We start from the raw sequence: 24,737 nt of genomic DNA, 5'->3' as shown, positions 1-24,737 counted from the left end.
GTCTGTTTATATTTAGAGTATGGAAAATGGTTCTGGTGCAAATAATATGTAGATTAGAAATAGTAGTAGATTCCATTAGGAATCTACTACTATTTGGAATTGCTGCTTAAGACTAGATTCCACTAGGAAACTTTTCGCCTATTTATATCTTTCCTAAGTATTTGCACCACAACCGTTTTTCCTAAGTAGCCCGTGAAATAATTTCTTGTTCATCAAGTAAGAACTTCAAGCTTGATAAAGAGATTGTTTGGGAATTCTCTTTCGACATACGTTTCCGATAATGCGTAGGTGTTTCTCCAATCAATTTTTTAAATATGCGGCTAAAGACTACTAAACTACGAAAGCCCACCTGATAAGAAATGTTTTCTACCGATTCATTTGTCATTGAAAGTAAATACGTTGCGTGATTAATGCGGACTCTTAAAATCCAGCCCTTCATGCTCATCCCGAAATGATTCTGAAAGACCCGCGAAAGATGGCTTCTATTGACCGCAAGATGATTTGCCACATCCCTTACTGTAATCTCCTCTAGATAGTGATTACTAATATATGTCATTGCTTCAATCGCGAGTCGTGAAAACTTTTGTTTTACTCCTGTTAAGAATTCGCCACCATCTGTAAGTAATAATCTTAAAAACCGATAGGTCAACTCATTCAACTTTAATTCACCTTCTAATGTATCGCTGGAGCAATTCATACACTCCAAGATGATATCCAAATATTGTTGAATATTAGTGGAGGTAACAGAGTAGGTACCTTCTTTAAAACTCGAATAATGAATAATTTCGTCTGCTACCTTCCCACCAAATGAAATCCACGCATACAACCATGGTTCTTCTGCATCCGAGCGATAAAATGTTGATTCTCCTGGGCGAATGAGAAAAATATTTCCTTTCTTTAATGAATATTTTTCATCTTTTACATAGTACTTTCCTTTTCCGGCCAACACGACATGAATAATATAGCTGTTACGTACAGTTGGTCCAAAAGCATGAAAAGGCAATGTTTTTGAAAAACCACAAAAAGCAAAATAAAGTTCGCTTGAGAAGTGATGCTGTTCTTTTTTCATAAAGATTGCTTGTTCCATGGGCTTTTCCCCTCTTCGTGATTACTCTAACCTAACCTACCTTTTGAAGGAAGAAATGCAACAAAAGGTTAAATCAAGGTCACAAAATGATATAAAACAGAAAACGCTTTCTTGTTAAACTATACTTGAAAAAGAAAATCATAGGAAGGAAATTAATGTAGTTCGTTAGTTTTTTTATGTTTAACTTTGTAAACGCTTTTATATCATTATTAAAATTCAGTGAAGAGAAAAATTACAAAAAAGGAGAATGAAAATGAATGGAAATTTAAAACAACGTGTTTCCTATGCCCTAGGTGCATTTGGTCATGACATATTTTATGCAACTTTGAGTACTTATTTTATGGTCTTTGTTACGAGCGCGATGTTCACTGGGGCTGATAAAGCAACGACTGGAAAAATGATTGGAATTATTACAGGTTTAATCGTAGTAATACGATTGGTACAAATTGTTTTTGATCCGCTTATTGGAGGAATAATTGACAACACAAAAACGAGATTCGGGAAGTTTAAGCCCTGGTTAGTCATTGGTGGTGTAGTTAGTTCTATCTTTCTTGTATGCATATTTACCAATTTCTTTGGTCTTGCAATTCATAATACTACACTGTTCATCATTTTATTTGCAATTGTTTATATCTTGCTCGATGTTTTTTATTCATTTAAGGATATTGCTTTTTGGTCGATGATTCCAGCGTTAAGCACTGACACTAAGGAACGAGAAAAGTTGGCAACATTTGCACGACTTGGTTCATCACTTGGTGCAAACGGAACTACACTAGCAGTTGTACCAATCGTCACCTTCTTTACGTTCTTGATGACTGGTAAAGATTCTCAAGGTGCCTCTGGTTGGTTTTGGTTTGGTTTAATTGCTGCTGTTATTGCTGGTGGAACAGCGATTATTACAGCACTTGGCACAAAAGAAAATGATAGCGTAATTCGTCAGCAACAAGAAAAAGCAGGCATTAAAGATATTTTCAAAGCTATTACTAAAAACGATCAATTGATGTGGCTAGCACTTTCATATATTGCATATGCGATTGCCAATGTTGCAACTACTGCTGTGTTATTCTTCTTATTCAAATATATTTTAGGAAATTCAGGTGATTTCTGGATTGTGGGATTAATTGCAGCTATATCAGGCTTAATTGCTGTTCCACTTTTCCCAACGCTCACGAAATTAATTTCAAGACGTTTTGTCTATATTGGCGGTATTGTGATGATGCTTCTGGCATATGTATGTTTCATCTTAGCTGGAACAAGTTTACCAGTGGTTATGGTGGGATTGGTGCTCTACTACTTCCCTCAGCAGCTAATTTTCCTTTCAGCTTTGATGACGATTACCGACTCAGTTGAATATGGACAGTGGAAAAATGGTACCCGAAACGAAGCTGTGACTTTATCAATTCGTCCATTACTCGATAAAATTGCTGGAGCTTTATCAAACGGAATCGTTGGGTTTGTAGCTGTTGCTGCTGGGATGACTGGTAATGCTAAAGCAGCAGACATCACTGCACAGGGTGTTTCAACGTTTCATCTTTATGCGTTCTACCTTCCAGCAGCACTCATGATTTTCTCTGCCATCATTTTCGCATGGAAGATTACATTAACAGAGAAAAAACATGCACAAATCGTCAAAGAGCTAGAAGCAAAACTAACTCATGACGAGGAAGCAAATGAAGAGTTCAATTCTAGCGCTGCACTTGCTCATTCTAAATAAAGGAGTAGGGGATATTTAAAATGAACATTACAACAAAAGATTTCGGTGCAGGTTATACGATTATCACTATTATCAATCTGAACGGCCTGCAATTGACTGTTTCAGATTTAGGTGCTCGCATTACGAGTTTAAAGGTACCAACAACGAATGGTCTACGTGAGCTCGTACTTGGTTTTGATACGGCAAAGGAATATCTTGAAAAGGATTTATATATTGGTGCCTCAATTGGACGAGTAGCTGGACGAATTCAAAATGGAACTTTTCAAATTGATGAGAAGATCTATAAAGTACAAATTGATGAGACAACCGGAAACACTTTACATGGCGGTACTCCAGGATTTGAAAGCAAAAAGTGGCAATATCAAGTTATCGATAATAATGATGAGGTCTCAGTGATATTTCACACGGTAAGTCCAGATGGTGAAAATGGTTTTCCGGGGAATCTTGATGTCGAGATACGTTACACGTTAACTAACACGAATGTTTGGAAAGTAGAAACTAGGGCGACAAGTGACAAAGATACCTTGTTTAATCCAACAAATCATGTGTACTTCAACTTAACTGGTGATGTAACGCAACCTGTAGATGAACACACATTATGGGTGGATAGTAATAGATTTGCACCACTTAATCTGAAAAGTATTCCAATTGGTGAAAAGTGGCCTGTAGAAGGAACTACGTTTGATTTTCGAAAGCCAGTTAAACTCAAAGAAACCTTCAATAGTACTTTTGGTCAAAAAGAATTAGTGGATGGAATTGATCACCCATTTTTCTTGAACCGACCTGAACTATCACATAGTTCAGTGAAACTCATTAGCCCGGATGAAGTGGTTACAATTGAAATAGCCACAAAAGAACCAAGTGTCGTCATCTTTACGGCAAATTTTAGTGAGAATACGCCTCTCATGCATGGCAAGCAACTTGCAAACCATGGCGGAATTACCTTTGAAACACAGGTTTCCCCGGGTGCTGAACAGTATTCTCATTTTGGGGATATGGTTCTTAGGTCGGATTCAACTTATCAAACGATGACAGAATTTCATATTATTTGAGATCATATTTTGGATAGTCTCTTTAAATTATGAAACATGTATAGAAAAAATTAGATACTACTATCAGAAATTATTTAAAATACGATGTTGCGTCTAGGAATAATGATGCACTGTTAGAAGTGAACCAGTGAATACTGAGATAATTTCCTTATTTAAAATGAATGCAAAAGGGATGTTTATACTTATGGAAAAGAAACGTGAACTAGCTTTAAAATTTGCTGAGGTATTTGGACCTCAAGAAACAACTCAATATTTTTCTCCAGGACGTATCAACTTAATCGGAGAACATACAGACTACAATGGTGGCTATGTATTCCCCGCTTCTATTACTTATGGAACTTACGGAGTAGCTAGACGTCGGGAGGATGATAGAGTATTAGTTTACTCAAAGAACTTTGAAGAAATTGGAGTGATTAGCTTCACGTTGAATGAACTAGATTACGATAAAAATGCTAATTGGGCAAATTATGTAAAAGGAGTTATCTTAACACTGAAAGAAGCAGGTCATAAAATAGACTGTGGTTTTGAGTTATTAGTTGAAGGAACGATTCCAAATGGAGCGGGACTTTCAAGTAGTGCTTCACTTGAATTACTTGTAGGCGTAGTATTAGAAGACTTGTTCAACTTAGACGTAACGCGACTTGAATTAGTGAAAATGGGTAAAAAAGTTGAAAACGAATTCATTGGTGTAAATTCTGGTATCATGGATCAATTTGCCATTGGATTTGGTGAGAAAGACAAAGCGATTCTCCTTGATACCAATACGTTAGAGTATGAAATGGTTCCAGTGGTTTTGGACGACTATGCTATTGTAATTATGAATACTAATAAGCGTCGTGAACTAGCAGATTCAAAATATAATGAGCGCCGTGCTGAATGTGAAGAAGCACTCGCACGTCTTCAAACGAAATTAGAGATTCATGCACTTGGAGAACTAAGTGAAACAGAATTTGATGCAAATCAAAATCTTATTGAAGATGAAACCCTAATTAAACGCGCGAAGCATGCAGTTTACGAAAATGAACGCACAAAAAAAGCCAAAGCAGCTCTTACTGCAGGTAATTTAGAAGAATTCGGAAAGCTATTGAATGCTTCTCATGTATCTTTAAAAGATGATTATGAAGTAACCGGGCTTGAATTAGATACATTGGTGGCCGCTGCGCAAAAACAAAAGGGTGTGCTTGGAGCCCGTATGACTGGAGCTGGATTTGGGGGATGCGCCATCGCATTAGTAAAAGAAAGTGAAACGTACACTTTTAAAAACAATGTTTATGATGAATATCTCAAAGTTGTGGGATATGCGCCTGTCTTTTATGTGGCACACATTGGTAGTGGAACTACAGTGATTGGATGATGAATGAGGTGGAAACGATGAACACATGTCAAGCAATTTATGATTTTACTACACTTGCAATTGAGAATGGAGCCATTGAGGAAAATGACCGAATTTATATGCACAATCAACTTTTACGTTTGATTGGCGAATCGGAAATGGGCGATATTACCAGCTCAGTCGAAACGGACCCACATGTGCTGTTAGATACGCTTATGGATAAAGCGACAGAAAATCTTATTATCTCTAAAAACCAAGCCAATCGTGATATGTTCGAAGCGCTTTTAATGAATGTAATTACACCATTTCCATCCAAGATCAATGCGAATTTTCAGGAGGCATATCGCAAAAGTCCTGAACAAGCGACGGATTATTTCTTTGAACTAAGTAAACGCAATGATTATATAAAGACCCGTGCGATTGAAAAAAATATTCATTATTTAACAGAATCAAAATATGGGGAACTTGAGATTACTATTAATTTGTCCAAACCAGAGAAAGATCCAAGAGAGATCTTAGCGGCTAGAAATGCTCCAAGGGGCAATTATCCAAAATGTTTACTTTGTATTGAAAATGAAGGATATTTCGGTCGCTTGAACCATCCAGGTAGAAGCAATCACCGAATCATTAACATCGAGCTAGATGGAGAAGAATGGGGTTTTCAATATTCACCATATGCATACTTTAACGAACACTCCATCTTATTATCTAAGAAGCATCGACCAATGAAGATTTCTCGTGAGGCATTCTCTCGTTTATTTAGTTTTGTAGAAATCATGCCACATTATTTCATTGGTTCAAATGCGGATTTACCTATTGTAGGAGGATCTATCTTAAGTCATGATCACTACCAAGCTGGACGCCATAATTTCCCAATGGCAAAGGCTAAAGTTCTTAAAACATTTGACCTATCTGACTACCCAAATATTTCTTGCGGTATTGTCAACTGGCCAATGAGTGTGATTCGCCTCTCTTCTTTAAACAAAGAAGAACTAATTAATGCCAGCACCTACATCCATGAAAGTTGGAAGAACTATTCAGATGAATTCTTACAAATACGTGCGCAATCAAAAGATGGCACAAAACATCATACGATTACACCAATTGTGCGACGTCGCGAAGAAAAGTATGAAATTGATCTTGTACTGCGTGATAATAATGTGGATGAAAAATACCCTGATGGAATTTTTCATCCACATCCAGATGTACAGCATATTAAGAAAGAAAATATCGGGCTTATTGAAGTCATGGGTCTTGCGATTCTTCCTCCACGTTTGATTGAGGAGCTTCATGAAGTTGAGCTGTATTTGTTAGATAAGGAAGCCAATGTTCCTGAAATCCATCAAAAATGGGCAAATGAATTAAAAGCCCAGGGCGGCTATATAGAAGAGACCATCCAAAGCTTTCTTCAAACTGAAGTTGCAAAAAAATTTGAACGCGTCTTAGAAGATGCTGGTGTCTATAAGATGAATAGAGATGGTAGAGCAGGGTTTGATCGCTTTATCAAAGAATTACAAAGCACAAATCGAAAGGTGATGACGAAATGACAGTTTTAGTTTTAGGTGGTGCAGGCTATATCGGCTCACATGCCGTCAATCAATTAATCACAAATGGATATGATGTAGCGGTAATCGATAATCTATTGACCGGTCATATCGAGTCGTTGCATGAAAAAGCGCGTTTTTACAAGGGAGATATACGTGATAAGAAATTCATGTGTGAAGTCTTCTCTCAAGAAAAGTATGTTGAAGGTGTGATGCATTTTGCGGCATTTTCACTTGTTGGTGAATCAATGGCGGAGCCATTGAAATATTTCAATAACAATGTTTACGGCACGCAGATTACCTTAGAAGTCATGAGAGAATTCGGTGTGAAATACATTGTCTTTTCTTCAACTGCTGCAACGTTCGGAATTCCAGAAGAGATACCAATTAAGGAAACAACTCCAACAAAGCCAATCAACCCATACGGTCAAAGTAAGTTGATGATGGAACAAATGATGCGATGGCAAAGCGAGGCAAGCGACATGAATTATGTGGCGCTTCGTTACTTTAATGTTGCAGGTGCAAAAGAAGATGGTTCGATTGGAGAAGCCCATAATGATGAAACACATTTAATTCCGATTATTTTACAGGTAGCACTTGGTCAGCGTGACGAGCTCATGATTTATGGGGGCGATTATAACACGCCGGATGGAACAAACATCCGTGACTATATCCATGTAGTAGATTTAATCGATGCGCATATCAAAGCGCTAGAATATTTAAAAGTTGGCGGAAAATCGGACGTATTTAATCTTGGTTCAGCAGAAGGCTTTTCAAATAAAGAAATGCTTAAAGCTGCTCGTGAGATCACAGGACATCCAATTCCAGCAAAAATCGGTCCGCGTCGCCCAGGTGATCCAGATGTGTTAATTGCATCAAGTGTGAAAGCCAAGGAAGTTCTTGGTTGGGAACCAAAATATACTTCTATTAAGGATATTATCGCTACAGCATGGAAATGGCATCAAAGTCATCCAGAAGGGTATTAAAACATTCGAAAAAGGGTTCTGATGCAAATACTTAGGAAAGATATAAAGAGGCGAAAAGTTTCCTAGTGGAATCTAGTCTTAAGCAGCAATTCCAAATAGTTGATGGATGAACTTCACTTGATTTGGGGCAGACTTGTCCAGTAAAACAAGTTGCCCTTTTTTTACCATTTTGCACCAGAACCTGAAAAGGCAGCGTTTTTGAAAAACCACAAAAATCAAAATAAAGTGTGCTTGAGAGGTGATGCTGTTCTTTTGTCATAAAGATTGCTTGTTCAATGGGCTTCGCCCCCTCTTCGTGATGACTATAACTAACCTAATCTGCCTTTTGAAAGAAGAAATGCAACAAAAGGTTTAATAAAGGTCACAAAATGATATAAAATAGAAAGCGTTGTCTTGTTAAACTATACTTGAAAAAGAATACCATGGGAAGGAGATTAATGTAATTCTTTAGTTTTTTATGTGTGACTTTGTAAACGCTTTCTTGTCATTATTAAAATTAAGTTGAAGGAAAAATTACAAAAAGGGGAATGAACGTAAATGGGAAATTAAAACGCCATGGTTCCCATGCCTTAGGTGCATTTGTTCATTAGATGAAGGTTTTAACAAGACTTATAGTCTTGACACTTATGTTGGAAATAGTGCTTCCGAATTTATCCATCTTCGCAAGCACTGCTCAGGGAATTATTCGGAGTAATGAAAGAACAATATTAAATTTTAACAATAATTAGGGATTTAATCGAGGGGGATCTGGCAGGTGCTGAGAGTGTTGGCTTCGACGATGGCGCGAGCGCTGTTTAACAGGAAATTGGCTGGTACAGAAAATATTTCACAATCGATGAAAGTTATAGGGGCAAAACAATCAATATTGATTTTGAGGGTGTAATGACCGATAGTGATGTTTATTTGAACGGAGAAAAAATTCACACCCACAATGACGGGTATATAGGTTATTCCGTGGACATCACAAGCAAGGTGAAATATGGACAAACCAATGTGTTGGCGGTAAGGGTGTACAGCTTTGACAATCCTGATACACCGCTAGGCAAGCCGCTTGCGAATCTTGACTTTCATTACTATGGTGGAATTTATCGAGACGTAACAATGAGAATTACGAACAAGTTGCATATTTCCGATGCATTACAAGCCAACAAAACGGCCAGCGGCGGTGTTTTGTCACTTACGTTGAAAAATTGATGAATGGAGCTAAAGGAGGGGAACTAATTAGAAAGTCGCTTAGCTGAGGTAAGTGTAAGTGCAGCGGAATTCGAGTTCAAGTTCTATAAAGAAAGAACGGGTGAAAAAAAGTATGATGACAAATCTTCAAATTAAAATATTTTCAATCTCAAAGCTTTTATTATTTTCTATCTGCGCATTTGTATTCACATTGATTGTTCAGATACCGGGGAAAGCTGCTGCTTTAACCAATTACACTCAAACGACGGAAACGATTAATGGAGTAAATTATTCTGTAATAACCGTCAACTACTCCGGGGATGATGCGGGGCCGGCAGTAAATGAAGCTATTGCAGCTGCTAAAACCGCTGCTAAACCGGTTATATTGGATTTTCCAAAGGCTACTTATCATTTTAAAGATTCATCGGCCATCGATGCTCAGTATTATATTTCCAATACAACGACAGAATCTGAAACGCCAGGCGGGTGGAGGAAGGTTGGGCTTTTGTTTAAGAACATCAGCGATTTAACGATCCGGGGAAATGATTCAACACTGATGTTCCATGGCGTGATGACACCTATTGTATTTGACCATGCTACAAATGTGAATATGAAAAGCATTAACTTTGATTTCAAACGGCCAGTTATGTCTGAAATGACGGTGGCTGCGGTTGGCAGCAATTATATTGAAATGAATGTTCATCCGGATTCATTGTATAAGATTGTAAATAATAAGCTCCAATGGACAGGTGAAGTTGATAATAATGGTATTCCGACAGACAATTGGGTAGCAAGAGGATACGCCAATACTACTCAAGTGCAGGAGTTCGATCCTGCAACAAACAAAACATGGAGAGTTTCGAATCCTATTGCAAGTGCGTCCAGTGTTCAAGATATGGGCAATAGGAAATTAAGGTTTACTTACAGCAGCGCCCCGAACCTAACCGTCGGACACACCTATCAACTTAGAAATGACTCTCGTAAAGAAGAAGGTGCATTTATTTACAGAAGTAAGGATATAATGTGGACAGGAGTAAACTTCTATGCGGCTCCTGGGCTAGGAATTGTAGGCCAGTATAGTGAGAACCTTACTTTTGATCAATTGAATTTTGCGCCAAAATCGGGCGGTGGGCGAACTAATGCATCAATGGCTGATTTTATGCAAATTTCCGGTTGTAAAGGTCAGATAACGGTTAACAATTCCAATTTCTTTGGTGCACATGATGATCCGATCAATGTTCACGGTACACATCTGCAGATTGTCGATAAACCGGCACCTAACCAGTTAAAGGTACAATTCAAGCATTCCCAGAGCTGGGGATTCGATGCTTTTGCGGTTAACGATAGTATTGATTTTATCAATGGGTCTACTCTGTTATCCGCCGGCAGCGCTGTGGTAACCGGTGTGACGCGGGTGGACGATTACAATATTCTTCTTACACTTGATCAAAATGTTCCAAGCTCTGTAACCGCTAATTCTTACTTTGTGGAAAACGCAACTTGGAATCCGAATGTTACTATTACCGGTTCCACTTTTGAGTCCATTGCTACAAGGGGCATTCTGGTGACAACTCGTGGGAACGTTTTAATTGATCATAATACATTCAATAGAACGGAAATGAGCGCAATTTTGATAGCTGATGATGCCAATAGCTGGTATGAATCAGGTATGGTCAGGAACGTGACCATAAGTAATAATACGTTCAATAATACAGGAAATTCTGTCATAAGTATTGAACCAAGCGCGCCTTCTACGAACCCTGATAAGACGGTGCACAGCAACGTTAGTATTAGTGGCAATACATTTTATAAGACGGGGGGCACCACTTCAATCTATGCCGGCAGCATCAACGGATTCAACTTTACCAATAACATCGCTCAGGAAGGCGGATTGCAGATCAATGCCCAAGGTTCAAAAAATGTAAAAATAGCAGGAAATACGTTTGCACAGAGTGGGGTAACCAAAGAGATAACTTTATCCAATATGTATACGAATACGGATACAATAGACGCGTCTCAAGGTTTTACTGTAACGAGAAATAACAATTATGTTCCTGTAGTTCCTGGTCCTAATGACATACCGCAATCACAAATGACAGCAACCGCAACTAGCCAGCATAGCGATAATGAGGCAAGCAAAGCGCTGGACGGTGACAGTTCGTCGATTTGGCATACTGAATGGTCTCCAATGGCCAATCTACCTCAGTCCGTAACAATTAATCTTGGAGGTACTTACAGTATTGCGAAATTAAGGTATCTGCCAAGGCAAGATAGCAGTTCCAACGGTGTTATTACGGGATATACCATTTCTACAAGCACAGATGGCATTACATTTACGAATGCAGTTTCCGGAACGTGGGCGGATGATAAAACAGTGAAGAACACATCCTTTCCTGCAGTCTCGGCAAAATATGTTAAGTTAACAGCGACTAGCGGTCATGGCGGCTATGCCTCAGTTGCTGAGTTGAATATTGAACGTTCGACTCAATAATATAAAGACGATATAAGAAAGCTGAAATCCCTTGTGGTTTTAAGAGAAATCACTCTATTGAATTACTTGAAATGTAGTATAAACATATCTACAAAAATATAAACCAATCATGAACAATATAACAAGTTTGATAGCAAATAATTAACAAGTTTAATATCTCATTATCACATACTCACAAGTTTTGAATCGTAATAAGGAAAATAGAAAAAGACCAAAGAAAAGGTAGATTTTTAGTTTATGATTTACTTTTTCCGCGGTTTTTTTTAGGTTAATAAAATATAATGTATGACTAATGGGGCACAGCCGCATTAGTATCAACTTAAGATGAATTTATATGCATAATTCATAGAAAGCGTTATTCTTTTTGTAAAGATATACAGAAAGGATGACGCCTTTTTTGCTTTATAGATAGTGCAGAACCTTAGCTTTATAGTGATGTAGCAGTGCCTCATATAGCCGTTTAATTACCATTTCTGTTATCTTTATATATTTGCATGATGAATGTTATCAACGTTCAATCTATCTAGAATCCTATTAAAGTTCCTTTAGAATATCTGAAGGGGCTTTTTATTTACATAATCAAACGTTATTACTAATTTGTAATTGCTCTAAAAGATAATCACAGACATTCACAAAAATACATTGTTTTTTTAAACTTAATAACAAGTATTTCAATTCAAATTCTTGATGAAAAATCTTAGTGATATATAGTTTAAACTCATCTAAATTAGGCTTTTCTAGGCTGTATAGCATATCTAAAGGAAGTTTAAATTTAGAAAATAAATGATCATTTCGGGCAAAAATCGAAACTTCCTCTCTAGTTAATCGATCATGAAATGCAATTAAAATTTTTCTTAAAGCATTTACTTGTTCTTCTTCAAATTCATAATCTATAAAATGGGAATTCATTTGACTGAATCATACTTTGCATAAGTCTAAATTGATATCTTAATAAAGTCACTTCTTTGATTAAATCCATATTGCCCTCCTTTATTTCCCTAAATTAACCAGTTTATCATAACAATTTATAAATTGAAATACAAATACTTATGATATTAATACTGAAATGATAAATCTTGCTATAAAAAATTTTTTTAAACGTTGACAATTAAAATAACAAAGACCTATAATACGTTTAACAACTTTGAGTTGAGTCTTAATTTTCTAATTATAAAATATTTATCTGCGATGAAGAGGAGAGTAGATGATTTAGAGCGTATTAGAGAGCTGCCCCAAGGCTGAAAGGGTGGTAACGATCGAATCATTGAAGGTAGCCTTGGAGCTTTACTTGTGAAATAGTTATTTAATGACTAAATTAGTATGTAACGGTTGGTCTCGTTAACAGACCTAAGTCTAACTTTATTGGTTAAACTTATTAAGCCTCTTTTCCGTAAGGAAAATAGGGGAATTGGGTGGTACCGCGATAACCTCGCCCCAATATTTGATTTTTTAGGAATCAAATATTGGGGCTTTTTATATGAATTGAATAAATAATGGCGTTGAAAAGAAGGAGTAAAAGAGAATTCTAATGCACAGAGATTCGTTCCATTGGCTGAGAGAACGAATATTAGAACTCTTTGAAGGTAGTCTCGGAGCTTTGCTTTTGAAAGAGTAAAAATGGTATCCAGTAGAAAGCAACGGTTTGGTTCTCGTTATCGAACTATAGTTATATGACTTATTGAGTCTATTTACCGTGAGGAAATAGAGAAGCTGGGTGGTACTGCGATAATTTCGCCCCAACATTTGATTGATTTTTCAAGAATCAATCAAATGTTGGGGCTTTTTGTATCCATTAAAATACAACGATTTGGTTCTTGTTATTGAACAAAGGTCATATGACTTGTTGAGTCTATTTACCGTAAGGAAGTAGAGAAGTTGAGTGGTACCGCGATAATCTCGCCTCAGCAATCAAACATATTTTTCATATTTGATTGTGGGGGTGAGATTTTTCTATTTAAAAATTAAAAGGTTTAAAAAAGTTATAGAAATTAAAATGATAACAACAGGAGGAACAAAAAATGAAAGATTTTTCAATGAAGGATAACTTATATATTGGTTTTATGTTATTTGCTTTATTTTTCGGAGCTGGTAACCTGATCTTTCCCCCTGCCTTAGGACATGCAGCTGGAACAAATATTTGGGAGGGGATGATTGGATTCCTTATTACATCAGTTGGTCTACCAATATTGGGCGTAACCGCTATTGCTAAATCTGGAAACTTACAAACTTTAACCAACCGTGTACATCCCAAATTTTCAATTTTCTTCACAATTACAACTTACTTATGCCTAGGTCCGTTCTTAGTTATTCCGCGTGCCGGGAGTGTAGCATTTGAAATGGGAGCTGTTCCATTTCTTCCTAATGAGTTAACTACCCAGGGTATATCACTTTTTATATATACTATTTTTTATTTCTCTTTTAATTTTTGGCTATGTCTAAATCCTTCTAAACTATTTGATAGGGTAGGCAAAATTTTAACTCCAATTATACTCGGAATCATTACAATTATATTTATTCAAAGTCTATTTCATCCAGTTGGAGGATATGGAATACCTTCTCAAACATATGAACATAACGCCGTATTTAAAGGAATTATAGATGGCTATTTAACAATGGATGCTTTATCTGCTCTTCTTTTTGGGAGCGTTGTTATTGCTGCCATTGAGAAAAGAGGTATCCATGATTCACAAAAGATAACACGTATAACCATTAGAACAGGAATAATTGCAGGAGTATGTTTAGGAATTATTTATATGATGTTAGGGCATTTAGGAGCTACTAGCCAGTCTTTACTGAATTCATCAGGAAATGGTGGACTTATTTTAACTACTATAACTACTCGCTTATTTGGAAATTTAGGTAATGTTCTATTAGGATTAGTATTTACTCTTGCTTGTTTAACAACATCCATTGGGCTTATCACTTCTTGTAGTCAATACTTTTCTAGAATTATACCGCTTTTTAATTATAAAAAATGGGTTGGGATTCTTTGTTTTATTAGTATGATTCTTGCTAACTTGGGTCTAAATCAAATTATCTTGATTTCTGTTCCAATATTAACTATCATTTATCCCTTAACTATTGTTTTAATTATTTTGTCCTTTTTTCATAAATATTTTAAAGGATACTCATCTGTTTATGTAGGCAGTTTGACTGGAACAGCTTTGATTAGTATCGTTGATGGCTTAAAACAAAGCAAAATTGAAATGAATTTTATCGAAAACCTTTATGATTTTATTCCACTATATGAAATAGGCCTTGGCTGGATTTTACCTGCAATCTGTGGGGCTTTTATTGGCTATTTATGGGGAATCTTAAAAAATGATTATTCTTATCAAAGCGAATATGATATAAAAAATAATATTAACAATTAACTACCATTTGGAATTTAACTGTTCAACAATTATCTTATATAAGAGTCACATTTCATACTATTTTAATTAATAAATTAACTAATCGAAACAACTTAAGAAATACATTCTTCCCCAAAACGAAAAAAACGAGCTAAATTCCTATGGAAACTATGAAAAGATGAAATTTCCGTTATGGGAATACTTCAAAACCTTAGCTTGATAGGCATGGGGTCACCATATCAAAAAAAGAAAATTGTACATTTAGACACAAAACAACCGATACCTTGCATGTTAAGGAGCCGGTTATATATGTTTGAAGGTATACAACTAAGGTAAGTAAGATATCTCAATAATATAGTGGAACAAGAACATCGTTTTATTAAGAAACGCATGCGTTCTATGTTGGAATCCAAATCAACTTCTATATTGAGTGGTGCTGAAGCCATGCATATGATCAAAAAAGAACAGATTGATTTACGAGACCAGTCCGTTCAAAATCAGTAAGAATTCATTCATCAATTTTTTGGACTGGTGCATAAAATACAATTCTGTTAGGGATATACGCACTTTATTCTCTATTATTTTATTTTTGCACCAGAACCCTTAAAAGAATTACTATATTTGTTTATTTCTTCATCCAATCAAAAGATGTGATGAAGGGATTTTTTGTCGATATTTAACGAAAATTGTCATATTTTAATTGTCATATTTTGTAGTGGATGTTAAACTCAAAGTGACAAAAAAGTGGGAAATAAACCATAAAAAAACGTTGTAAAAAGATATTTTTCGGAATTTTCTTTATCGTTAATGGTAATTATGTTTTGGCATACAAATCCCTACTACTCAAAACAAAAGGTGACCTGCACTCACCTTATTTCTTTGTTTTTAGCTTGTACCAAGTATGAAGAGGCCCTGGCCGATTCCTCAATTTATACTTATATCTTATATTTCACTAATTTGAAAATGTTTATATAAAACGTATTAATATGTATTGAACTATAAAATTTGTAAAACTACGGAAAGGTTTGTGATAACGAATGAAAAAAGATACCCGACCAAGGCATCAAGGGATCGCAATCAAAACATTAATAGCAATGAATGTACTTGCTTCTCCATTTATGGGAGGAATAACAGAAATAACAAAAGTTGCAGCTGAAACACAAGTATCAGCTGCACGTGTTTTGTATGTCGAAGGTAAAGGAGATCCAGAAAAAATTAGAGCAATTGATCGACGACAATTTAAGTTTAGCCCCTATGAACCAACTGGACTATATGCAAGTCCCAACGAAAAAATCATAATTCAAGTAGAAGGAACACAAAATATTCAAGCCTATATAGGAACATTCTCATACGATGGTGCATGGAATCAAGATTCGCTCGTAAAGTCGTTTACTTTAAAACCAGGAGAAAATACAATTGAATCTCCAAATGGCGGAATGATTTATTTCTATAACCCACAACAAGGCGGAACAGTAAAGACGGAGATAAAAACAGGTGGAACAACTACCCCTCTGTTTGAGTTAGGAAAACATACACAACAAGATTTAGTAGACATGCTAGATAAATATCCTGATACCCATGCGGTGGAACTAAAAGGAGAGCGGGTACTCATAACCGCAAGTCCTGCAAGAGTGAAAAAATATTTAATAGATTCTAACACAGATCCTGTACAACTCTTAAAAAAATTAGATGAATCTATTAGCATTCAAGATCGGGTTTCTGGTTTATCTGAAAAAGAATCAGATAAGCATTATGTGCACTTTGTGGAAGATAATCACTCAACTGGTTATATGTATTCGTATTATGGTAGAACAGCGTATATCGGAGATGCGATTCAGCATGTACTAAACGTGAAAGACTTTACAGAAAACGGATGGGGACCTTGGCATGAAGCTGGTCATCAAAGGCAACAACTTCCTTGGACATGGGATGGATTGGGAGAAGTTACCGTAAACATTTATAGTATGTCCGTACAACGAGCTTTTGGAAATAAATCGAGATTAGAAAGTGGAACATATGACAAAGCATTTACTTATTTAAATAAGCCTCAATCCGAAAAAGACTATAATAAAATTGATGATGTTTTTGTGAAATTGGTCATGTTTTGGCAATTAGACTTAGCTTTTGGAGAAGAATTTTATCCGAAATTACATCAATTATACCGTGCAATCCCGAACGAAGAACTTCCTAAAAGCAGTGACGAGAAAATACAGGATTTCATTTATAACACTTCTAAAGTTACACAGAAAAATTTACTTCCATTCTTTGATAAATGGGGACTAATTGCTACACCAGAAACAAGACAAAAAATAGAAAATTTGAATTATCCACTTTTAGCCGCTCCTATTTGGGAAGCAATTGATTCTAAACCTGTAATTGTAGAAGAAAACGAACAAACTCCAGATATGGAACCGAATTTAACAGTACCTGTTGGAGCAACAATTAATGTAGGCGATTCATTCGCCCCAATGGTAGGAGTAGCCGCTACTGATAAAGAAGACGGAGACCTTACTGATAAAGTAACAGTTGACGGTAAAGTAGATACTACTAAACTAGGTACGTATGTTTTAACTTACACAGTTAAAGACTCTAAAGGTCATAAAGTAACTGCAAAACAAACAGTAATGGTTAAAGAGAAAGAAGAAACAAAAGATGAAACGCCAGTACTAAAAGTACCTTCAGAAACTACAATTACTGAAGGAGATAAATTTAATCCAATGAAAGATGTAAGTGCTACTGATAAAGAAGATGGTGATATCACTTCTAAAATAACATATAGCGGAGACCAAGGTATTGATAAAGAAGGTACCTACAAAATTCAGTATGTTATTGAGGATTCTAAAGGTCATCGAGTAATTAAATTACGTACTGTAATTGTTAAAGCGGCAGAAAAACCATCGGAAAACCAAGCTCCGATGTTAAAAGTACCATTTACAGCTACGTTACATGTAGGTGATACGTTTGACCCAATGGCAGGATTGTCTGCTACTGATAAAGAAGACGGAGACCTTACTGATAAAGTAACAGTTGACGGTAAAGTAGATACTACTAAACCAGGTACGTATGTTTTAACTTACACAGTTAAAGATTCTTCAGGTCATTTGGCAACTCAAACACAAACTGTGACAGTTAAAGAAAAAGAAAAAACTGTTGAAGATCAAGAGCCAGAGTTAACTGTACCAGAAGAAGCTATAATAACAGCTGGAGATAAATTTGACCCAATGTCGAGGATTAAAGCGATTGATAAAGAAGATGGCGCTATTACTGATAAAGTAATACATTTTGGTGAAGTAGATACATCTAAAACTGGTACTTACAAAGTAAAATTCCTTGTTCGTGACTCCGGTGGCAATGAGGTGACTACAATACAAAAAGTAGTTGTGAAAGATAAAGACAATGGTAACGGAAATAATGGTTCAGGCAACAATAATGATTCTGATAATAACAATACCAACAACGGTAATGGTAACAGTAATATCTCAAACAATAGTACTTCTGATAAAAAAGAAGATACATACAAAGAGCTTCCTAAAACGGGTACAAGTACAAACAACAGTGCAGCAATGGGCATATTGATGGTTTTTGCAGGTATGGTACTTACTTTTGGTCGCAAATTTAGAAAGGTACTAAAATAATTGCAACTCAGTGCAGTGAATAAAAAGACATCTTTGAATAATGAAGATGTCTTTTTATCAATTTCAGGGGATAGGAATTAATCACCAAATTTTAAACCTTCAAAAGTAGAGTAGTCTTTATCTATACACAAACACAGTAAGTACTTTTGTGTCATAAGAGTAGGGAAATTTGTATTGCCGGACACTTCTAGAATAAGAGGGCGCTTATTCTATTTCACTTACTAATAATTAGTTTACATAAGAAATCTTATAGGCAGTCATTTGAAATAAAAAAATATCATATCAAAAACAAAAGTAGTGTTGTATTATTGAGACGTAATGCGCCAAATTATTTTCAAACTTAATCGGTTCTATCATGTAACAATCTTTTATGTATTCGTTGAAAAATTCTTAGGATATGTTTTATCTTAGTTTACTGTAGCCTTGAAAATATTCACCATAAAACCAACTGTTTCATATATGCTACAGAAACTTTTGTTTTTACTATCATTTATACAACTAAGATTACTCACACATCCATCAAGCTAGGAAAAGCAAATATACTGGCTATGTCTTAGAAACAACCATGTAATCGATATTAATGTGTATAGTTGAATGTATCTGAAACTAAAAGATATTCATAATGACGAAAGGGAAGTGAATGATGCATTTATAAAGAGGCAAAAACAAACACTTCAAAACTTCGCACGAAATACCGTTTTTACGAACAATAGTGCATTTATATAAAACTCTAATACAGTATTTAGGGGATTTGAGCTCAATTCCATTAATCTTAGCGCATTGATATATGCCTATATAATCCATACTTTACATAAAAATTATTAAACGCTGAGTTACTCATTAATAATTTTTATAGTAAATTACATTTTAATTTATAAGATTTTTTCTTATGTTAATCTAATTAACTCCTCATAATCATGATTAAAATAACCAATTCATATTTGATAACAACTTTTAAACTGTTTCCACATATTGATTTTTGTATGAAGAATCCTTTATTTTATCTACATTCACATGTGATTTTTCTACTAGTTTTATAATGTAATTTTAATTTATGAAATAGTTATCTATAATTTTTAATACAATGATTATTCAATTTCGGGTATATTCTGGCACCCATAATTTAATTATGTAAATAAGTCTGTGTAAAAATTGAATTTCACGCGAACTTGTGTTCGTGTGTTTTTTCTGTTATAGTATATATGAGGTGATTTTTATGGATTACAGCAAGCAACGTCAAAAATCCGTACATCGTAAGAAATTATACGAAAATCTAAATGAAATGCCCTTTTACATAGAAGAATTTGTGGAGTACAAAGAATTGCATGATGCCTCTCCCTCCACCCTACTGAATTATGTATATGATTTTAGAGTCTTCTTTAATTGGTTATTATCTGAACAAATTATTGAATTGAAACCCATTAAAGACATATCCTTCTCTGATTTGGAAAATTTAAAGAAAAAAGATGTTGAGAACTTTATAAGGTTTCTAAAACTACAACAAAACATGCAGAATTCCTCTGTTAACAGAAAAATTTCGGCCTTAAAGTCTTTATTTAAGTACCTTACCTCCCTATCAGAAAATGATGAGGGAGAATGTTATTTTTATAGAAATGTAATGGCTAAAATAGAAATACATAAAGATAAAGAAACATTAAATGCCCGTGCAAAACGTATGAGATCTAAGATATTTCATAATAATGACGATCAAGAATTTTTGAATTACGTTAAGTACGAACATGAAAAATCTTTAACAAAACACCAGTTGTTCTATTTCCTAAGAGATAAAGATCGTGATGTAGCTATCCTTTCCCTTTTTCTTGGTAGTGGTATTCGTGTAAGCGAATTGGCCGATCTTCGTATGGAAGATATAAACTTAAAAGAAAGACTAATTGATGTGATCCGAAAAGGAAATAAAGAAGATTCAGTATGGATTACCCCCATTGCATTGAATGATATTGAAAAGTATATGGAAATTAGAGATAACAAATACGCTCCAGGGAAAGAATTAAAAAATGTGTTTTTATCGAAGTATAAACATACTGCACAGCCTCTTTCAGTTAGAGCTATCCAGGATATAGTAGAAAAATATACGAAGGCCTATGGCAAAAAAATGTCTCCTCATAAATTAAGACACACACTGGCAAATAAGCTATACATGGAAGAAAAAGACTCGTTACAAGTCATGCAGCAACTTGGGCATACTAGTCAAGATACGGCCTTATTATACACACAACTTGGAGAAACAACTATTAAAGATAGCTTAGGAAGAATAGGGAAAGATAAATGATACAAAGTTTAGCAATTTACTAGAGATTTTAAATTCAATGTAGTATTCATTATAGTATTGGGGTATCTTATGGAATGTTAATACGTTATACTTCTTAGCAAGTTTAACGATTTTTTCAATTGGTGCAATGTCATCATTCATAGAATAAACCGATTCAAAAACAATTAATTTTGGACGATTAGGATAAAAATAGCAAGGAACTTAAAATAAGTTCCTTGCTATTTTTATAAATTCCTGAACATAATAGTCTTCTGCTTGTGTTAATTCTGTAGAATGTTTATAAGATATGTATATATTTCTATAATGTCTATCTGGCAATTCATATATCTTTATATTATCAAATGATTTTAAGAAAAGCTTTGGTCCTATAGAAATACCTATTCCTAAATCAATCATTTTCACTATTGTATTGCAGTCACTTATATATGAATGAACCTTAGGCTCTATACTGTGCTGATTAAAAAATTTCTCAACTTGATTTCTGTACGGCGCTGCTGGCATAATGATATTATTTTGATCAAAGAAATCCTTTAAAGAGCAATCTTCAGGAATTACCTTTAAGTCATTTGGTGTTGCTATAACTAACTCATCTTCCCAAAATGGAACGGATTCACATCCGAATTCCCCGTTAATTGTAAATCCCAGGTCAATTACTTTATTAATAACCCATTCTTGAATTTCATCATAAGTCCCCTCAAATATTATAATTTCAATAAACGGATACAATTTATTAAATTCTTTCATAATTGGAGGTAATATATGTTTTTTTACACTTGTAAAGGCCCCAATCTTTAGTGTTTTAGGCAATAATTCATCATTAAAATTAGTCTCTATTAATTTACGGTTTATATTTAATATCTGACCAATATACTCATAAGCTTTAGTGCCATGAAGAGTTAAAGTAATTGTTCGACCAGTTCTTAGGAATAAAGACGTTCCTAATTCCTTTTCTAAGCTAGAAATTGCATGGCTTACTGCAGATTGCGTCATGTTTAATTTTTCAGCAGCCTTTGTAAAACTCCCCGTTTTAATTACTGATTCAAAAATTTCATACTTAATAATACTCATGAGTTTTATTCATCCCTTGCATTAATATTATTCATTTTATTTAATCCCAGTCATTAAGTATACTAATATTAACATATTGAAGCTAGACGAGTAATGATTATCAAATGTTATTTTACCTTAATTTAATCTGCAGATTTTTTAATTACTATGGCATTATTCAATAATTATATATAGCTCAATTATTATAATTGAAAATAAAATTATTATAGAGTTATATATTGATTTAATAATCATTCTCTATCTGTATAAAACTAGCAACTAGAGTGTATAAGATTGATAATTTATTTTAATCTTGACAATGTAAAGGTGGCAAAACTATGAAAAAAGTTATTTTTTTAGCTATTGGTATGTTTGCCTTGGGATTCGATGCTTATATTATTGCTGGACTGGTTCCTGGAATTAGTGATACCTATCAAAAAAGTGCATCCCAAGTTGGGCAAGCGGTAAGTATATTTACATTATGTTATGCAATATCTGCTCCACTGTTTGCTTCTCTCTTAGCAGGTAAACCTATCAAAAAAGTTCTATTGACTTCAATAGTTATATTTGGTCTTGCAAATGCATTAACTGCAGTATCTCCAAACTTTTCGGTATTCTTAATATCAAGGGCAATTGCTGGTGTTGGTGCTGGATTATTTTCTCCTTTAGCTGTCGCAGGCTCAACTATGTTAGTACCTGTAGAAAAGAAAGGACGCGCACTTGGCTTAACAATCGGTGGCATGAGTATGGGAACTGTATTAGGTGTTCCTATAGGTCTTTATATTGCAGACAAGTTTGATTGGCAATCCGCAATGTGGTTTGTGGTACTACTTAGTTTAATTGCTGCTATTAGTATTCTTAAGTTTCTACCGCATGTTCCAGTCACGGCACCACCTGCTATGAAAGAAAGACTTGCAATGTTTTTAGATAGAAGAGTTACTATCACTGTTTTAATAACATTCTTTGCAAGTATTTCAAGTTTAGGTTTATATACCTATCTATCGCCATTATTACAAGATCTTGATAACTCAAGTGATTTAACAATTTATTTATGGGCTTGGGGATTGGGTGGATTATTTGGAAGTATAACAATTGGATATTTAATTGATTACTTCAAAAAACCAAAAACTTTAATGGCTCTTATTTTAATTATTTTAACTGTCTCAATTGTATGTATTCCGATAATGATTAATCTAACAATTATAAAGTACTTACCATTTTTCATATGGGGAGCAATGGGATGGGCATCAGGAGCACCACAGCAACATATTTTATTATCCTATCAACCTAAACATGGAAGTGCAGCTGTGGCCCTCAATAGTTCAATTAACTATCTAGGAAGTTCAGTAGGTGCCACATTAGGTGGAGTAGTAATTTCTCTTGGAATGGGGACTATGGCTCTAATCTACTTCGCGATAATTTCTATGATTATTTCATTAGGCCTACAATTTTATAGCATGAGAAGTAATACCTTTAACATAGCTACTACTAAAAAAGCTGTTTAAAATAAGTCTATTACAATTATAAAACATAGAAATGGCATTAATTAGTCTGTATCTTTTTATAGAGAAACAAAAAGAAGGCGGTTCTTTTAAAACCGTCTTCTTAAAATAGTAATACCATCTTTTATATAGCTAGTTATTTAATATTTTCTTTTATTAGATATTTAGGTTAAACAATTTATATTTCTATCATTCCTCTATTATTTCATATTCATCTGAAATAATATTTTTATTCTGTCATTTTTGTAAATTAATACCGTTTTTATATTAAATTCAATATTTTATCCAGTCACCCTAAAAAAACAGATCCTCAGATTCGTATGTATCAGGTTTTAAACAACAAACCAATACAAATACATGCACAACAACTTAAAGGCCTACTTCAAGTTATTGAGGTACTTAAAAAGAAATCCACTGTTTTCAGCCGGTTTTGTTAAGCAATTTCTATATACTATATGCTAATCTCTCAATTTTTTATCTTGGATCTCTTCTAAGCCCTTTTTGTATCCCTTTTCTTTTGCTACATGATTCATTATTAATTATATTTGGGCTTAAAATATAAACTGACATGTTCTTTATTATTTGTAGCATTATTTTCTATTATAAAAAAACTTGCAAGAAAACTCGAATTTTACAAGTGTTTTTGAAATATATGCAACAGAACTCTTTTTTATAAGTCAGCTTCATTTCTTCCTATGCTATATACGCTTATCATGCCAAAAGTTTAACGAAAAGTGCTCTTCTTCATGATATGCTTCAAATTCATAACCTTTTGCTTTTAATCCTTCTATTATTGTTGGTATTGCTGCAACAGATTGTGGATGAATATCATGCATTAGAATAATCTCTTTGGGCTTTGTTGCACCTGTAATTACACTTTCAGCAATTTTTTCCGCTGCAGCATCCACTGGCATGTTACCATATCTCCAGTCTGAAGTATCTATCGTCCAATCCCAAACTCTTAAACCACTTTCTACAACCTTATTACGAAGTGCTTCATTTAATCCAGGCGAAGAACCATAGGGAGGACGTGTTAGTTTTGGCGATTCACCAATAATATTTGCTATTAACCCCTGATTTTCTTTCATTTCATTGACATACTCGCCATTTGTATATAACTTCTTGGAATTGTGTGTCATACTATGCATACCAACATAGTGCCCTTCTGCTTTTTCACGTTTTACTAAATCAGGATACTGCTTTACATTTGCACCAATTAAGAAAAAAGTTGCTTTTGTATCATTTTGTTTTAATATATTTAACAATTCATCTGTATATTTTCCTGGACCATCATCAAATGTAAGATAAGCAATTTTCCTCACTTGACCATTAAATTGAACTGGTGCAGCCTTATTCCTCTCCACTTTCGACTGTTCACCTGCAAGGTGTACTGCATTTACTTGGCTAGCTACTGCTCTAGCCGGTGAAGTAATTGATTGAAACATAAAATACCCAATTGCGATTGCAATAATAGCCACTATTGTGACTATAACGCTTTTTACATTTAATACATTTCCCATTCTATGAAAT

Annotated in this window: 14 protein-coding genes, 4 pseudogenes and 2 other annotated features; of the genes and pseudogenes, 12 read left to right on the top strand and 6 right to left on the bottom strand. The window is 34.6% G+C overall.

The window, feature by feature from the left end:
• Nucleotides 1-181: 181 nt before the first annotated feature.
• Nucleotides 182-1,087 carry an AraC family transcriptional regulator gene (locus MHH42_RS29580; protein ID WP_070174309.1) on the bottom strand — a complete coding sequence of 302 codons (906 nt, stop codon included), beginning with the start codon at nucleotides 1,085-1,087 and terminating at the stop codon, nucleotides 182-184.
• A 253-nt stretch (nucleotides 1,088-1,340) separates the two neighbouring features.
• On the opposite strand from MHH42_RS29580, the gene MHH42_RS29575 reads away from it, so the two are divergent.
• The 5 genes from MHH42_RS29575 to galE all read left to right on the top strand — a co-directional run bounded on the left by MHH42_RS29575 (nucleotide 1,341) and on the right by galE (nucleotide 7,716).
• Entirely contained in the window at nucleotides 1,341-2,801 is a 1,461-nt protein-coding gene (locus tag MHH42_RS29575) for a glycoside-pentoside-hexuronide (GPH):cation symporter (protein WP_340895154.1), read from the top strand.
• 20 nt (nucleotides 2,802-2,821) lie between these two features.
• Nucleotides 2,822-3,853, top strand: a complete 1,032-nt coding sequence (locus MHH42_RS29570) for a galactose-1-epimerase (protein ID WP_340895152.1) — start codon at nucleotides 2,822-2,824, stop codon at nucleotides 3,851-3,853.
• Between the two features lie 184 nt (nucleotides 3,854-4,037).
• Nucleotides 4,038-5,207, top strand: a complete 1,170-nt coding sequence (locus tag MHH42_RS29565) for a galactokinase (protein ID WP_070174316.1) — start codon at nucleotides 4,038-4,040, stop codon at nucleotides 5,205-5,207.
• Nucleotides 5,204-6,733 (top strand): UDP-glucose--hexose-1-phosphate uridylyltransferase, encoded by a 1,530-nt coding sequence (gene galT / locus MHH42_RS29560; protein WP_340895150.1) that lies wholly within the window; start codon nucleotides 5,204-5,206, stop codon nucleotides 6,731-6,733. Before MHH42_RS29565 ends, galT begins: the two co-directional genes overlap by 4 nt.
• Nucleotides 6,730-7,716, top strand: a complete 987-nt coding sequence (gene galE / locus MHH42_RS29555; protein ID WP_070174305.1) for a UDP-glucose 4-epimerase GalE — start codon at nucleotides 6,730-6,732, stop codon at nucleotides 7,714-7,716. The genes galT and galE overlap by 4 nt, the downstream gene beginning before the upstream one ends.
• 78 nt (nucleotides 7,717-7,794) lie before the next feature.
• On the opposite strand, the pseudogene MHH42_RS29550 reads toward galE, so the two are convergent.
• Nucleotides 7,795-7,884, bottom strand: a pseudogene (locus MHH42_RS29550) (IS6 family transposase); the annotation flags it as partial.
• Between the two features lie 636 nt (nucleotides 7,885-8,520).
• Here MHH42_RS29550 and MHH42_RS29545 point away from each other — a divergent pair.
• Both MHH42_RS29545 and MHH42_RS29540 read left to right on the top strand, forming a co-directional pair.
• Complete coding sequence (locus tag MHH42_RS29545; RefSeq protein ID WP_081339700.1) at nucleotides 8,521-8,910, top strand: sugar-binding domain-containing protein; 390 nt, start codon at nucleotides 8,521-8,523, stop codon at nucleotides 8,908-8,910.
• A gap of 112 nt (nucleotides 8,911-9,022) precedes the next feature.
• A complete protein-coding gene (locus MHH42_RS29540) occupies nucleotides 9,023-11,380 on the top strand; it encodes a discoidin domain-containing protein (protein WP_340895148.1) in 2,358 nt (785 codons plus the stop codon).
• A gap of 579 nt (nucleotides 11,381-11,959) precedes the next feature.
• On the opposite strand, the pseudogene MHH42_RS29535 reads toward MHH42_RS29540, so the two are convergent.
• Nucleotides 11,960-12,359, bottom strand: a pseudogene (locus MHH42_RS29535) (DUF1878 family protein).
• Nucleotides 12,360-12,559: 200 nt separating this feature from the next.
• Nucleotides 12,560-12,820: a binding site (T-box leader), on the top strand.
• Nucleotides 12,821-12,870: 50 nt separating this feature from the next.
• Nucleotides 12,871-13,122: a binding site (T-box leader), on the top strand.
• A 276-nt stretch (nucleotides 13,123-13,398) separates the two neighbouring features.
• Between MHH42_RS29535 and brnQ the strand changes: the two are divergent.
• The 4 genes and pseudogenes from brnQ to xerS all read left to right on the top strand — a co-directional run bounded on the left by brnQ (nucleotide 13,399) and on the right by xerS (nucleotide 20,658).
• Nucleotides 13,399-14,754, top strand: a complete 1,356-nt coding sequence (gene brnQ / locus MHH42_RS29530; RefSeq protein ID WP_340895145.1) for a branched-chain amino acid transport system II carrier protein — start codon at nucleotides 13,399-13,401, stop codon at nucleotides 14,752-14,754.
• A gap of 315 nt (nucleotides 14,755-15,069) precedes the next feature.
• Nucleotides 15,070-15,237 (top strand): annotated as a pseudogene (locus MHH42_RS29525) (IS6 family transposase); the annotation flags it as partial.
• Nucleotides 15,238-15,770: 533 nt separating this feature from the next.
• Nucleotides 15,771-18,368 (top strand): immunoglobulin-like domain-containing protein, encoded by a 2,598-nt coding sequence (locus MHH42_RS29520; protein ID WP_445286061.1) that lies wholly within the window; start codon nucleotides 15,771-15,773, stop codon nucleotides 18,366-18,368.
• Between the two features lie 1,216 nt (nucleotides 18,369-19,584).
• Nucleotides 19,585-20,658 (top strand): tyrosine recombinase XerS, encoded by a 1,074-nt coding sequence (gene xerS, locus MHH42_RS29515; protein ID WP_097838401.1) that lies wholly within the window; start codon nucleotides 19,585-19,587, stop codon nucleotides 20,656-20,658.
• 54 nt (nucleotides 20,659-20,712) lie between these two features.
• On the opposite strand, the pseudogene MHH42_RS32500 reads toward xerS, so the two are convergent.
• Both MHH42_RS32500 and MHH42_RS29510 read right to left on the bottom strand, forming a co-directional pair.
• Nucleotides 20,713-20,838: pseudogene (locus tag MHH42_RS32500) on the bottom strand (5-aminolevulinate synthase); the annotation flags it as partial.
• Between the two features lie 21 nt (nucleotides 20,839-20,859).
• Nucleotides 20,860-21,726 carry a LysR family transcriptional regulator gene (locus tag MHH42_RS29510; protein ID WP_215589695.1) on the bottom strand — a complete coding sequence of 289 codons (867 nt, stop codon included), beginning with the start codon at nucleotides 21,724-21,726 and terminating at the stop codon, nucleotides 20,860-20,862.
• A gap of 317 nt (nucleotides 21,727-22,043) precedes the next feature.
• Here MHH42_RS29510 and MHH42_RS29505 point away from each other — a divergent pair, with 317 nt between their 5' ends.
• Complete coding sequence (locus MHH42_RS29505; protein ID WP_000755607.1) at nucleotides 22,044-23,210, top strand: MFS transporter; 1,167 nt, start codon at nucleotides 22,044-22,046, stop codon at nucleotides 23,208-23,210.
• A gap of 695 nt (nucleotides 23,211-23,905) precedes the next feature.
• Here the strand turns inward: MHH42_RS29505 and MHH42_RS29500 are convergent.
• On the bottom strand, nucleotides 23,906-24,727 hold the full coding sequence (locus tag MHH42_RS29500) for a peptidoglycan-N-acetylglucosamine deacetylase (protein WP_070174294.1): 822 nt from the start codon (nucleotides 24,725-24,727) through the stop codon (nucleotides 23,906-23,908).
• Between the last annotated feature and the right edge of the window lie 10 nt (nucleotides 24,728-24,737).

The organism is Bacillus sp. FSL L8-0099 (assembly GCF_038006385.1).
GTDB classification, from domain to species: Bacteria; Bacillota; Bacilli; order Bacillales; family Bacillaceae_G; genus Bacillus_A; species Bacillus_A toyonensis.
Note: the sequence above shows the minus strand (reverse complement) of the source record. Positions and strands in the feature narration are given on the sequence as shown.